The sequence below is a fragment of the Roseibium sp. SCP14 genome (genome assembly GCF_040329475.1).
In the GTDB taxonomy this organism is placed as follows: Bacteria; Pseudomonadota; Alphaproteobacteria; order Rhizobiales; family Stappiaceae; genus Roseibium.
The window spans coordinates 73,991-87,070 of record NZ_JBDZYH010000010.1 but is presented as its reverse complement, the minus strand read 5'-3'; the positions used below and the strand labels follow the sequence as shown (position 1 = coordinate 87,070).

The following is a 13,080-nucleotide window of genomic DNA, read 5'->3' as shown; positions in this document are numbered from 1 at the left end:
TTTCAATAAGGAAACTAAACTTGCCGATTTGTTGCAAATAGAAATCAGAATTTCTATTATAGAAAAATTAAATAGGAAAATTTGCCCCTATGCTGAACTATTCCATCGACTCTCTTGTCGCCTTTGAAGCGACATGCAGGTTGCAGTCGTTTTCCCATGCCGCATCCGAACTGGGGCTGACGCAGCCCACCATCTCCTATCGGGTCAAAAAGCTTGAAGAGGTGATGCAGACTGTCCTCTTTGAGCGCAAAGGCGGCAGCTGCGAGCCGTCACCGGCTGGAAGCCGCCTGCATGCCAAACTGTTACCTCTGTTGCAGTCTCTCAATCAGGCGATCGAAAGCGAAGCGAATATCGGCAGGAAGGACCGCATCACGATCACCACATCACCGGCTTTCGCATCAATCTGGCTACTTCCCAGGTTGAGCAGATTTCAGGATGAATATCCGAACATAGAAGTTGACGTTCTGGGGACGGACCGGGTTCTTGACCTCTCCCATGAAGCCGATCTCGCAATCAGGCCCAACACACACACCTCATTGCAGGCGACATCGAACCTGCTCGTCTTCGATCTGTTTGCCGACCAGCAATTTGCCGTGTGCAGCCCGTCATTGCTCAGCGACAATATGGACGTGCTCGACGGGGTGGACGCATTGAAGGCGGTCAAGCGGCCTATGCTGATTCATGATGAGAACGTCGCCTTCTGGGAGAATTATCTGAAGGCCACAGGATGCAGCAATGACGGGCTGCGCGACGGCCCTGTACTCAGCAATGCCGATCTGACATTGCGTGCCGCAATCTCGGGAATGGGCATCGCGCTGATGCGCACATCCTATGCCGCCAATTATCTGTCCACCCAGGTGCTGGTCAAACTCCCCCTCCCCGAAATGCCCGCCGAATTCAACAATGTCGCCGTGTGCAAACGCGCCTCTTATCAAAACAAGTCGCTACGACGTTTCATTGACTGGATCCAGGCCGAGGCCGAATTATCCGCGGGATAATGAGCCGACGGATGCGCCGTTCGGCTAAGGGACATCGGTTGCCTCTTAGGCAACTGGGTGGTTTCCAACAAACGTCTAAGTGAGGAAGCACAGAACGGAAGAAAAAAGGATCTTACTGGAGCAACTAAGACCGCAATTGATCCACGATTTCGAGTGCAATTTCACCCTGAAAAAGCAAGATAGCCGCGCAGAATACCTACAGACATACGCTGTTAGTATCTGGAGGATACGAAGCACCGATAAGCACCATTATCGAAAAGCGCGAGCAGCATTTTGCGCATATGCGGGATCCAAAGCCAGCAAAGAGGAAGAGCATATCCTGAGACTGAATTGTGTCCTCAAAACTCTGGAATGGGTTCAGGATCATCAGGAAAAATTGCGCAAGTTTGCCAGGGACATAAAGGTTCCGAACGGTCTAACGGCCGGTAACAGTTAGAGAACTGGAATACTGAACGACTGCCTTGCCCTGCAAATCTGGCAGCTCAAAGCTTGGCCAGAATCCAAGCTTCGGGCCGACAGAGCGATTGTAGGAAAGTCGGATGACGGCCGAAGAAAATCGCAGTCTCACACCGCTGATTAATGCACACGTCAATCCGTTGGTGACTGCTAAAAGCTCATGTTCAGCCTTGCATTGAAGCCGTGAACGGCCGTGTCGTCGCCGTACTGGCCGTTGTAGGACACGCCCATCGTCACATTGTCGGCCACTGCGCCTTCCAGCCCCAGTTCCGTCACCAGCGCATCCTCGGCAAGCGGCGCACCGGTCACCGTGAACGGGCTGCTGCCGGAAAGCGTGAAGGTCGCCGCCGGATCAGTGTCGCCGAAGGCATGCCGCCAGCCGAACATGGTGTTGATGCTGATCATGCTGGTGGCCGCAAAATCGTGCCGGACACCCAAAGTGGTGTAGGTCGCACTTTGCGTCTCCGCCGAGGCGCTCAGCGCCGCCGCGCCTCCTCTTTCGGTAAAGCCGTCCGTGTCGAGGCCGACATGGGAAATGCCGGCAAAGGGCGTGAATGTCCGCCCGGCAAGTTCGACATCGTAACCCGCCTCGCCGAAGAGCTGCCAGCTCCGAGCGTCATAGCTTGCTGTCAGCGTATCGGTGAACCCGGTGAAGCTGACGGTACGGCTCGACGATATGCTGTGCCAGTTGTAGAGACCGCCGAAATTGAAATGCGCCGCGCCTTCCTGTGTGCCGGCATAGACACCGAGCGACCAGGTGCTGGCATCGGCAGACGATAACAGCGCGTCCTGGCTGACATCGGTGCGGCCATAACCGGCGATGAGGCCGGCAAGCCAGTTGTTGCCGAACCGCCGGTCATAGCCGAGGATCACGCCGCCGAAATCGTTGTCCAGTTCCGCCGTGTTGCCGGTGGCATCGGTTCCGCCCCAGGAGCCGTAGCCGGTCTTCCAGAAGCCGCTCTTTCCGTCGGCGAGCGGCGACGGGTCGCCGAAGGTCGAAACGGACACAACCGTGCCGTCATCGGCAAAGCCACCGTTCAGGCGGTCGTTGATGGCATCGACGCGGCGCTGGCCATTGTCCATCAGCGCGCCCCTGAGCGAGGCGTGCACCTCGCCCGACAAGGCGTCGTAAGCGGTCTGCGCTTCAGCTGCCGTATTGAGAGCCAGAAGGGCCTGGACCACCTCATTGCCGACCGACAGGCTGTCGAGGCCGGTACAGGCCACGGCCATCTGATTGGAAGTTCCGGCAAATTCGCAGAAGGATTGGACGATGTTGCTTGTCAGATAGACATTGTTGGCGTCAGACTCGAGCACATTATCGACGAACAGGGTGTCGGCTACGTCGTCAAACATACCGATTACGCCGTTGTCGGCCGTCAGTATGGTATAGGTATTGCCGTATCCGAGAGAACCGGACACGGTAACGGTGCCACCATCCAGCGTGGCCATGCCGGTGATGTCGAGATGGTCGTTCGGCACGAGCGCGGACTCGTCGATGGTGAAGGTAAACGAGCCGTCGCCCGTATTGACAAAATCGCCGGTCAGCACGGTTGTCTCAACGCTCCCCGTACCACCGGGCGAGAAATCGCCCTCATTGGTAAAGAGATTGCCGTCTCCCAGATACACGGTGGAGCCGGAATTGAAGGTCGCGCCTTCCATATTGTTGAAGGCGTTCGAACCGTCCTCCAGATCGATGATGCCGAGGGCGGTCAAGGTGCCGTAATTGTTAATCGTTTCGTCGCCAGAGTCGCCAGCTATGTCGCCGAAGCCACCGGAAACCGTCACCGTGTTATGAACCGTCAGGGTGTTGGTGCCGCCGTCGGAAAACTCGATGCCGACCGAATATTCGCTGACGATGGTGCTGTTGCTCAACGTTATGCCCATGTCGGTCGTCGTAGTGTCATCATAGGCAAAAACGTGGATGCCACGGGCATTGGAACCATTCGTAGTGATGTTGCCCGAGTGCGTTACACTCACTTCACCGCCGTCATAGGAATAGGCATATATGCCGTGGCTGTCGTCACCGTGCGTGGTGATGGTGCCCGTTTGCGTTAGGTTCACATCGCCGCCGCCGCGGGAATAGGCATAAATGCCATGGCTGTCCTCATCCAACGTGGTGATGGTGCCCGTCTGATCGATGTCAATAGCGCCGTCGCCGAGGGAATAGCCATATATGCCGTGGCTTTCCTCACCCGACGTGGTGATGGTGCCTGTTTGCGTTACGTCCACATCGGCGCTGCCGGAAGAATAGCCATGTATGCCGTCGCTGTACGATCCCGACGTGGTGATGTTTCCCGTCTGATCGATGTCAACAGCGCCGTCTATCGACGATCCGAGAATGCCGTGGCTCTCATCGCCGTCGGTCTCGATGTCGCCAATCTGGGTGGCCGTGGCGGTGTTATAGAGAGATGACGCCTGGAGACCCCGGGCCCGATCTCCGCTCGTTTCGATGTTGCCCGTCTGCGTAACCGTAACAACGCCATCTTCGGAAAAACCCAAAACGCCGATGGCATCATTCCCGTGTGTCGTGACGGTGCCGGTCTGATCGACGTCCACGGAATTGTAGAAGGAATAGGCAATGATTCCATGACCTTCAACGTCCATGGTTTCGATATTGCCGGTCTGGGTGATCGTTATCTTGCCGCCCGAGCGTGCCCATATTCCCCTGGAATACAGTCCGGAGGCGGATATGTCGCCTTCCTGGATGACCGTCAGATCACCGTAGGTGGTCTGTGCGAAAATGCCGGTTGCCGCCTCTCCCGAAGTGGTTATGTCGCCGGTTTGCCTGACCGTCAAACTGCCATCATACCGCGCTGCCGCAATGATCCCGAAACCCTGTTCGCCGTTGGTTTTGATATTGCCGATCTGCGTAATTTCCACATCGCCGCCGAAGGAATCCACAAATATCCCTGCTGCCCTATACCCGGACGTTGAAATGTCCCCGGTCTGCATGATCGTCACATGACCGTCGCTATAAGACCGTGTTTCTATGGCGCGCCCATAGATGCCGGCGGTCGAAAGGTTGCCGGTCTGCGTTATGTTGATCGAACCAGCGGTCGAGGCCTGGATGGCACGGGCGTAGTTGCCGTCGACACCAATATCGCCTTCCTGGGTAATCTCCACGTCGCCAGTCGGGGAAAATGCGACGATGCCGTGGCCGCCCTGGCCGCTATTGTTGATGTTGCCCGTCTGATCGACCGTCACCTTGCCGGCGCCGTTGGAAAAGGCATAAATCCCCTGGGCATAAATGCCCATAGTGCCGTCGCTCGTCGTGGTGATGTTTCCGGTATGAGTGATCGTCACCGCATTGCCGTCAGAATAGGCGTGAACGCCGGAGGCCAAATCGGTTTCGATCTCGAAACTGCCGGTGTCGCTCGTAATGGTGACGTCACCAACGGAGATGAATTCGATGCCGTTCGTGCCGGAAGCCGGATCGATATTGGTTGTCAGCGTATTGACGTTGAGCGTGTCATAGGTGCCGGCGCCGCCATCGACCGCGACACCACCGGACAGATCGCCCGTACAGGTCACCGTCGCGCCGGTGATCGTGCATTGGGGCTGCGGCGACACCGATTGCGCCCGCACCGTGCGCCCGTAGCCGAGAAACATCGCCCCGGCGGCGGCCGACATCAGCAGCGCCTGGCGTAGCGGGCGGAATTGCGAAACCCTTGAAGAACCATCCTTCGTCTTGTTGTTGTTTTTAGACGCGCCGCTGGTTGCGCAAGTTCCTCGTTGCATGGCCGGTTAGTCCCCCGTAGTTGCCCCGCATGGCGACGGCCGGCGATGGCGTGCCGACCATGGTTCGGGTCGGTCTACCATCGCGTACATTGGAGATTTACTGCCAGCGATCAGAAATGCACACTGAGCGTCCTATTCGGTACGCGTTGTGACATTTCCCGTTCCTTGTTGCATGTCTTTCGGGCTAGAAGCGGCTTCTGCAGGGCAGATTGTTGTTCCTGCCTCCATTTCACCGGTAAGCGGCCACCGGCCGACTCAAATCTCTTCAGGAAAGAGCATCCATGTCAGACGTCGAGCACAAGGCCGAAACCGAGGCCAGCGGGCTTGTCGCAAATAATCGGGCAGATCGCGTTTATCCCGTGAGCGACAGCTTTTTCGAGCTGGATGTCCCGGAGCCTAACGCCGCGGGACCGGGATATGCTGGTGATGCGGGCATCCGATGCCCTTGACGGCTACGTGATTGCTCAACCCACCTCGCGGCTGCGAAAACCAAGTGATCGAAGCATTCGACAGCCGCGTCAGACTGGAATGCCTCAACACCACATGGTTCCTGTCGATGGTCGACGCCCGTCAACGAGCTTGGCCAAAAGTCAGCTTTCGGATTGACCTTCACCGTCAGTTTGATTGCCTCAAAGCGATCAAAGGTAGTCTTTTGCGAACGCGCGAAAAGACCTGGCCGGTTCGCTGCCAAAGGTTCGGTTTTCTACAAAAGTCATACCAGTTTTTTCCGCAACGCGGATGGATGCGAAATTTTCTGGGTGAATGTCTGCCACGACGTAATCCAGTTTCAGGCTGCAAAAGGCATGGTCGAGCACCGCCGAGGCAGCTTCCGTCGCGTATCCATGGCCCCAGCTCCGTCTACTAAATCTCCATCCGATTTCGATTTCGTCACTGACCGCCTCATAGGGCAGAAGCAGAATCCAGCCCAGAAAAATTTCCGGTTCGTCTTTCCTCACAACCGACCAATAACCGAGGCCGTCCGGGTACTGTTGGTCCATGCGGTTGAGCACAAAAGCTCGATGTTTGTCCGGCTCTGACCAGGGGCCGGGAATAAACTGTGTCACCAAGGGATCCCGGTCCATCGATAGGCACTGATCAAGGTCTGCGTGCGACCGTGGACGTACCCGAAGCCTGCGAGTATCGAATGTCGGGAGCATATATCCTCACTCTAAGTGCCGCCGATCGTTTTCCAGAGCGCATTCCGCCATGCCACCGCACTGATCGGGTCAAGATTGATTTCCTTGTTTCGTCGGTCGATCAGCCAATTGGCCCTGGTCGTACAATTGGTATCGCCCTCACCGACGCATCAAGGATAAAGCACTTCTCAGTCGCTTTGAATTATCTTCGGAAGGAATGTTGAAGCGCCCCTTTTAACCCACTTAAGTTGCGCAGGTAGCATTTCTATTCGACGGACTGACGGCTCTGCACCAGCAGAAACAGTCCGCTGGAGGCGATGATGACAAACCCGGGCAATACGACCGGATCCGGCCGTGCTTCGAAGAACACATAGCCGAACAGGACACCCCAGAATATCGAGGTGTATTGAAACGGAGACACCATCACGGCCGCAGCATCCTTGAACGCCTTTGCCATGAGCAGCTGGCCGATCCCGCCCAAAATTCCAAGTGTGATCAGGAGCGCGGTGCCGTATAAGTCTGGCGTGATCCAGACCCAGGGCAGAAACACCGACGATGCGATCGCTCCGATAACAGCAAAGTAGAATGCCGTTACGCCCTCCGTTTCCGTCCGGCCGAGTATCCGCACGACAATCATCGTGATCGAGAACAGGACGGTTCCGGCAAGTGCCAGAAACCCGCCCGCGTTAAACACTTCGCCGCTTGGCTGAAAGATGTAGAGAACGCCACCGAAGCCTGCCGCAACGGCCACGCCTTGCGACAAGTTGATTTTTTCCGCGAGCAGCACGGTTCCCATCAGGACGATCAGCAGTGGCGCCGAGTACGAGATCACATAGAACTCAGCCAATGAGATTCTCGGCAAAGCAAGAAAATTGCAAACCAGGAACGCCATCATGAGGAACGACCCCAGCACATGTATGGGCCAGTACCTGGTTTTCAGACGGCGGCTGCTGCCTTCGGCTCTGAGCGCGACAGCGGCAGGTAATATTGCAAACAGACTTCTGAAGAAAAAAATCTGCATCGCGCTGTATTGTTCGTCAAGCAGCTTAACGATCACGTCAACCATCGAAAAAATGAAGACCGACGCGATCATTGACGCCATTGCAAGTGTCGTTCGCGGCAAGCCTGTCCCGAGGCGCGCACCCGGATTTTTTGCTGGCGAATCCACTTAAGCAGTCTCAAGAACACCGGCATTCGTCAAAGCGACTGCGCGAGAGATGATCTCGGAAATCCTGGCCAGATGCCGGTCCCTTGCATCAAGCAGCTGATCAGCAATAATTGCATGGGGTGAAAGGCCAGCGCCGGGGTTCACAACGCCGGCGATTACGGCATATTCCATACCGACCTGCTTCGACATGGTGCATTCGGGAATGATCGTCATACCGATTATGTCACCACCGAGCTGAGCATACATGCGCACTTCCGCCGCGGTTTCGAATCTCGGCCCGTCCACGCCGACATAACAACCTCTGCGCCGTAACGAATGACCAAGCTCTTTCGCCGCCGAAGCGATGGTCCCGCGCAGGTAGTCCGAAAACGGATTGGTGAAATCAAAATCGCGGAATTTTTGATCTTCGAAGAAATCGACGGTTGTCCTCTTGGAGAAGTCGAGGAATTGATCCGCGAGAACGAGGTCGCTGCGGCCAAGACCGGTATGCAGCGAGCCAACCATGGCCGACCCTATGATATGCGTGACCCCGATTTGCTTCAGCGCAGCGATATTCGCCCTGTGGTTGATGGCGTGAGCCGCCAGGTTCGATTTTCCTCTAGAGATCTGGAAGAATTCCGAACCGGCAATCCGGCACTCGGCTACATCCACTTCACCATATTCAGTCTTCACTCGGTCTCGCGAAACTATGCGAGACGTGGTTTTGGACGCGTTTTGAAAACTGCCGATGAATGCAATCGTTGGCTTCACAATTTCCTCCGTCTGTTCGACATGCCGCAATCGATCAATCTATGATTGCAAAAAGGACTTGATCTTGTCGCCAAGTTTCACCACACTTCGCTACAGCTGTAACAAGTTGTGACGAGATGCCATATACCGGGTCGATTGAGCAGAAAACGCGTTTGACAGACGCGTTGCGTCAACTCAAGGAAAAGCGGATTTCCGACCGAAAAGTCGTCGAGTCGATCTCCCGGTGGAAGGCCTACCTGGCGGCGTCGACAGCGCGTCACGAAACCGGCGGGTTGAGCAGCGTTCCGCTTTCCGAATCCGCCTACAGCAGCTACCGGCGCGGGCAAAGAAGACCGGATTTTGATCGGGCAAAACTGATTTACGAGTTTCTGGAATCAGGTTTCGATCCCGATATCCGGATAGACACGATAAATCGCTTCGGTATCGATGTTTCGTCTGCCGGTGGCGCACTCGCCCAGAAGATCCTCGGCTTCATCGGTACGGATGACAGTCATTACCGCTACAAGGACATCGATAGCCTATGCGGCACATACAGCATGTATCGCCGCAACTGGATCAGGAGTTCGGAGGACTACATCCTCCGATCGATCTTTCATATTGGCAAGGTCGGCGGCGTCTACCAAATGTCCGAAACCCAGCAGTACAAGTTCCGCAACAAGACAATCGACGAACACGACCAAGGGTATGTCTTTCCTTATTCAACCAATTTTTTCGCGTTGTCGAATTCAAGCTCCTGTCTCAAGTTCTATACTTTTCACGAGATGTATCCTCCACTGAGACGCGGCACCTTGGTGGAAGAACTGATGGGAACGGTGACGGGAATGGCGACGACCGGGCCTCATCCGAGTTTCAAGTTCGTGTGCAAAAGATCGGCTGACCGCCCGAAAACGGGTGTCTTCAATCTGAATGACATGAAATCCAGCAGCGAGTTTGAGGATATTCTGACCTATTTGATGACCTGAAATTTACGCAGCGCCGTATTGCTTACGACACAATCAGCTGAAAACAGACATCACGTACATGCTGCGTTGTCGGCTTTGATAACTCCGACAACGGCCAAGATTGTAACTGCTTCACGATTACAAGTCCCTTGCCTCTCAATGCGGGCTATTTTCACAGTACTGATGCAAGTTTCTGATAAGCGGGAACGGATCAAATGCGAAGGCTTGATCCGAGTGCCGGCAATCGCCCGTGTTTTGCAAATGCCCTCCGCTTGTCAGGCCAGCCTGGCATCCATTTCGAACACATGCGTTGCATTCCTGTTGGCGGCCAGATGGACGGTCTCCCCGCTGCGCAAATCCAACCGTTCGGAAGACGTGATCGTGAAATCCTGCCCCGCTTTGCGAAGCACCACTTCGGTAATGCTTCCCGTCGGTTCGACAACGACGACTTCGGCGGAAATCGTATCGTCGGCCGATTGCGAAACCAGCTTCAGGTCTTCCGGGCGAATGCCTGCTTGAACACGGCCACGATGTGAAGCCGGGCGGGGCAAGGCAAAGCTGTCTCCGTCAGGCAGATGGACCGTTTGTGTGTCCTCGTCCTTGATGATCCCGTCAAACAAGTTCATCGACGGAGATCCCAAAAACGTCCCGACAAATGCGTTGGCGGGTTTGTCGTAAAGATCGAGCGGAGCCCCCATCTGTTCGACCACGCCATCGCGCAGGACAACGATCCTGTCCGCGAGGGTCATCGCCTCCACCTGATCATGGGTAACGTAGATCGTCGTTGTATTGAGTTTCTGATGCAGCTCTTTCAGCTCCGCGCGCATCTTGACGCGCAACTTTGCATCGAGATTGGAAAGCGGCTCATCGAACAGAAAGACCGAGGGTTCACGGACGATTGCCCGTCCCATGGCGACGCGCTGCCGCTGCCCTCCCGAGAGTTGTCTCGGCAACCGGTTCAGGTAGGTCGACAGACCCAGAATGCCTGCCGCGTGCTGCACTTTCTCCTTTCGCTCGGTTTCCGGGACACCGGAGATTTTCAGCGAAAACGAGATATTCGCCTCGCTTGTCATATGCGGATAGAGCGCATAGGACTGAAACACCATGGAAATGCCGCGCTCACGCGGCGGCGCTTCATTCATGCGTTTGCCATCGATCTGCAATTCGCCGGACGAGATGTCCTCCAGGCCGGCGATCATTCGCAGAAGTGTCGACTTTCCGCAGCCAGACGGCCCGATCAGGACAACAAACTCGCCTTCTTCGATATCGAGGCTGATATCCTTGATAACGTCGAGCTTGCCGAAGGATTTGTTGACGCCTCTAAGCGATACCGTTGCCATTGAGTGTTCCTTTGTCAGCCAGGGAGCCCTCCGTGGGGCCGGAAAAATCGATTTGCAGCCTTGTTGACCAAACACTTCCGGGCGCAAGTTTCATGCCCGGTCCGCTGGTGCCATCTGCATTGCGATCGCAATTTGCCGGTTCAATCGCCAGCACGTTTCGCCGTGGGCGGGGGTCGCGCCAGAACTGCAGGAAGGGAAGAGACGCAGCATCGCCGGAGATTGCGATGTTTATGCCCGGCCAGGGACCGGAAGGGTCCCTGCCAAGTTCAACTTCGAAACGCCCGCCTTCGCCGCCGGATTTTCTGCAATCCGGCTCCAGATCTTGGGAAGAGACGGGCGAAGCCGATGGTGCCTTGAAGGGGACCGGATTTTTGTTCAAGGCGACCTGTGTCCCGGAAGCGATCACCGGGAAGCCGAAATTCATGTGATAGAGGATCATGAGTTCGGCTTCCGCGGGCCCGATATTTTCCACCCAGTCGCTGATGATCAAACTTGATCCTGCAATCGGCGCCGCGATCCGCCGGCGCATCCGGAAGCAGGTCTTGCCGAGATGCGCGGAAACGATTTCGCCTTCGGCAACAAGGCTGGGGCTGGGCAAAGACCAGTCCTCGGTGCAGGTTATCAGCCGACCGGGCGTAAACGGCAACGACCCGTGGAGAGGATGCCCGGCCCGCGGCTGCCGGACATTGTCCAGGCCGCACGTCACCAGAAATCCACCCATTGCCCGCTGAATGCCACTGCCTGCATCGCTGTAGGGCGACCGTAGAGCCGGGTCCGAAAATCCGTCCGGATGCTGCCAGGCGACCGGCAATCCGCGCCAGCTGAGCAGTCCGATATCGAAACTGCGCTCCTGAAGCACCCAGAAATCGAGCCCGCCGCCGGTGGAGAAGACAAGAGCTCTCACGCCCCGCTCAGCGCCGTCACGAAGTTCAACCTGGCGCACGGACGCAAGCTGTCTTCTGTTGCCGACCAGAGCTTCCAGTCTGGTCCGTTCACAATTGGGCCAGCTCAAGGTCATTCGGCCGCGCTCTTCACACGGTTCAGCGACAATCGCTCAAAAGCTTCAGGTGGCGCATTGAATTCGGCCATCAGGTGCGCCATCGCCTCGGCAAGACGCGCTTCGACGGCCTTGTCCTCCAGCGGCGTTTCCTGCCCCGGGTCGGTCAGCAGATCGTAGAGGCGGGTATCGTCCTCGATAAAGCAGTCCGGACCGTAGGCACCGGACATCGCCGTGCCCGGTTTGACGGGCACACGCAGCAGGGGAGCTCCCTTGGTGAACACAAACGGCTCCGCCAGGGTCGCTTCTTGCAGTTCCTTGATTGCGAACGGCTCATAAATATGCGTCGGCATCAACGTGTACTGGTAGATTTCCTGCGTCTTCAGATCCGGCGGATACCGGTGATAGGTGTAGCGCCCGTCGGTGATGTTCACGGCGCCGCCGAAGTAGCCGTAAAGGATGGCGTCATAGGCAGACGGCGCTCCGTCCAGCATGGGCAGCAAGGATTGCGCGCAGACTTCCTCCGGGACACTTGCTCCGTAGGCATCCAGAAACGTTGCCGCGATATCACTGGTCTGAGTCAGGCCGTCGATCCGCGTTCCGTGACTTTCAGGCTTGCGCGGATCATGCACGAACAGCGGGATGTGGGCGATCTCTTCATAGATGTTCATGCGGTTCTTGGACCAGAAATCATGTTCGCCGAGCAGGAACCCGTGATCGGTCGTCACCACCAACAGCGTGTCTTCCCAGAGGTTGTCGCGGTCGAACCGGTCGAGAAGCCGGCCCAGCAGGGCGTCGCAGAGCGAGACTGTGGCGTAGTAGTTGGCGCGCAGCTCTTCACATTCTTCCGGTAATTCATCGACGCGGCCATACCGGGGCCAGTCGCGAATGGGCCCGCTCCAGCCGGTTTCGAACGGTTTCTTGTAGGCTTCCGGCGCATGGAAAGGCTCGTGAGGATCAAAGGTCTCGATCTGCAACAGCCAGTCATCGGCGTCCTTGTTCCGCTCGATGAAGTCCATTCCCGTTTCAAAGACCTGGACGGAGGGAAAGTCCTTCTCCTCACGGATGAATTCTCGGTTGATGATGTTCTGTGCCTTGTAACTGCGCCGGTTCGTCGAAAACTGCGCTTCGGCGTATTTTTCCCGCAGGCGCTCCCAATGAGGCTGCACCATTGCCTTCCAGCGGTCCCCTTCCTGACCGCGGACAAAATCGTAGCTGTCATATTTGGTGTGGTAGGTTGCGCCGCCGTCTTCAAAATAGTGGAAATGATCTGTCACCAGATGGCTGTAGACGCCCTTTTCGGCTGCCAGGATTTCCGGAAAGGAATTGTCGAACGGCTCCATCGGCCCCCAGCTTCTGTGGAGGAAACTGAGGCGGCCGGTGAGCAGGTCCCGCCGGGCGGGCATGCAGGGCATCGAGCCGACATAGTGCTTTTCAAAGGTCGCGGCCCGGGCAGCGAGACGGTCGAAATTCGGCGTCGGGATCCGGGTTCCGCCATAGGGCGACAGCAGGTGCCGGTTCAGGGAATCGAAGAGAACAAAAACCGTTTTCATGAG

Annotated in this window: 10 protein-coding genes; 3 read left to right on the top strand and 7 right to left on the bottom strand. The window is 56.5% G+C overall.

Annotated features, from left to right (window positions below; genetic code table 11):
* Window positions 1-89 precede the first annotated feature (89 nt).
* Window positions 90-998: a LysR substrate-binding domain-containing protein gene (locus ABLQ08_RS27995; protein WP_352949454.1), complete on the top strand. Its 909-nt coding sequence runs from the start codon at window positions 90-92 to the stop codon at window positions 996-998.
* A gap of 606 nt (window positions 999-1,604) precedes the next feature.
* Here ABLQ08_RS27995 and ABLQ08_RS27990 read toward each other — a convergent pair.
* Window positions 1,605-5,192 carry an autotransporter domain-containing protein gene (locus ABLQ08_RS27990; RefSeq protein WP_352949452.1) on the bottom strand — a complete coding sequence of 1,196 codons (3,588 nt, stop codon included), beginning with the start codon at window positions 5,190-5,192 and terminating at the stop codon, window positions 1,605-1,607.
* Between the two features lie 281 nt (window positions 5,193-5,473).
* On the opposite strand from ABLQ08_RS27990, the gene ABLQ08_RS27985 reads away from it, so the two are divergent.
* Complete coding sequence (locus ABLQ08_RS27985; protein ID WP_352949450.1) at window positions 5,474-5,641, top strand: hypothetical protein; 168 nt, start codon at window positions 5,474-5,476, stop codon at window positions 5,639-5,641.
* Window positions 5,642-5,830: 189 nt separating this feature from the next.
* Here ABLQ08_RS27985 and ABLQ08_RS27980 read toward each other — a convergent pair whose 3' ends face one another.
* The 3 genes from ABLQ08_RS27980 to ABLQ08_RS27970 all read right to left on the bottom strand — a co-directional run bounded on the left by ABLQ08_RS27980 (window position 5,831) and on the right by ABLQ08_RS27970 (window position 8,168).
* Window positions 5,831-6,349 (bottom strand): GNAT family N-acetyltransferase, encoded by a 519-nt coding sequence (locus ABLQ08_RS27980; RefSeq protein WP_352949448.1) that lies wholly within the window; start codon window positions 6,347-6,349, stop codon window positions 5,831-5,833.
* A gap of 244 nt (window positions 6,350-6,593) precedes the next feature.
* Complete coding sequence (locus tag ABLQ08_RS27975) at window positions 6,594-7,430, bottom strand: DMT family transporter (RefSeq protein WP_352949446.1); 837 nt, start codon at window positions 7,428-7,430, stop codon at window positions 6,594-6,596.
* A 66-nt stretch (window positions 7,431-7,496) separates the two neighbouring features.
* Complete coding sequence (locus ABLQ08_RS27970) at window positions 7,497-8,168, bottom strand: MTAP family purine nucleoside phosphorylase (RefSeq protein ID WP_352949444.1); 672 nt, start codon at window positions 8,166-8,168, stop codon at window positions 7,497-7,499.
* A 230-nt stretch (window positions 8,169-8,398) separates the two neighbouring features.
* Here ABLQ08_RS27970 and ABLQ08_RS27965 point away from each other — a divergent pair, with 230 nt between their 5' ends.
* Window positions 8,399-9,208, top strand: a complete 810-nt coding sequence (locus tag ABLQ08_RS27965; RefSeq protein WP_352949442.1) for a hypothetical protein — start codon at window positions 8,399-8,401, stop codon at window positions 9,206-9,208.
* Between the two features lie 254 nt (window positions 9,209-9,462).
* Here the strand turns inward: ABLQ08_RS27965 and ABLQ08_RS27960 are convergent, their stop codons facing one another.
* The 3 genes from ABLQ08_RS27960 to ABLQ08_RS27950 are packed head-to-tail and all read right to left on the bottom strand — an operon-like array spanning window position 9,463 to window position 13,077.
* Entirely contained in the window at window positions 9,463-10,527 is a 1,065-nt protein-coding gene (locus ABLQ08_RS27960) for an ABC transporter ATP-binding protein (protein ID WP_352949440.1), read from the bottom strand.
* Window positions 10,508-11,545, bottom strand: coding sequence for a DUF4432 family protein (locus ABLQ08_RS27955; RefSeq protein ID WP_352949438.1), 1,038 nt, complete (start codon window positions 11,543-11,545; stop codon window positions 10,508-10,510). Before ABLQ08_RS27955 ends, ABLQ08_RS27960 begins: the two co-directional genes overlap by 20 nt.
* Window positions 11,542-13,077: a sulfatase gene (locus tag ABLQ08_RS27950; protein WP_352949436.1), complete on the bottom strand. Its 1,536-nt coding sequence runs from the start codon at window positions 13,075-13,077 to the stop codon at window positions 11,542-11,544. The genes ABLQ08_RS27955 and ABLQ08_RS27950 overlap by 4 nt, the downstream gene beginning before the upstream one ends.
* Window positions 13,078-13,080 lie beyond the last annotated feature (3 nt).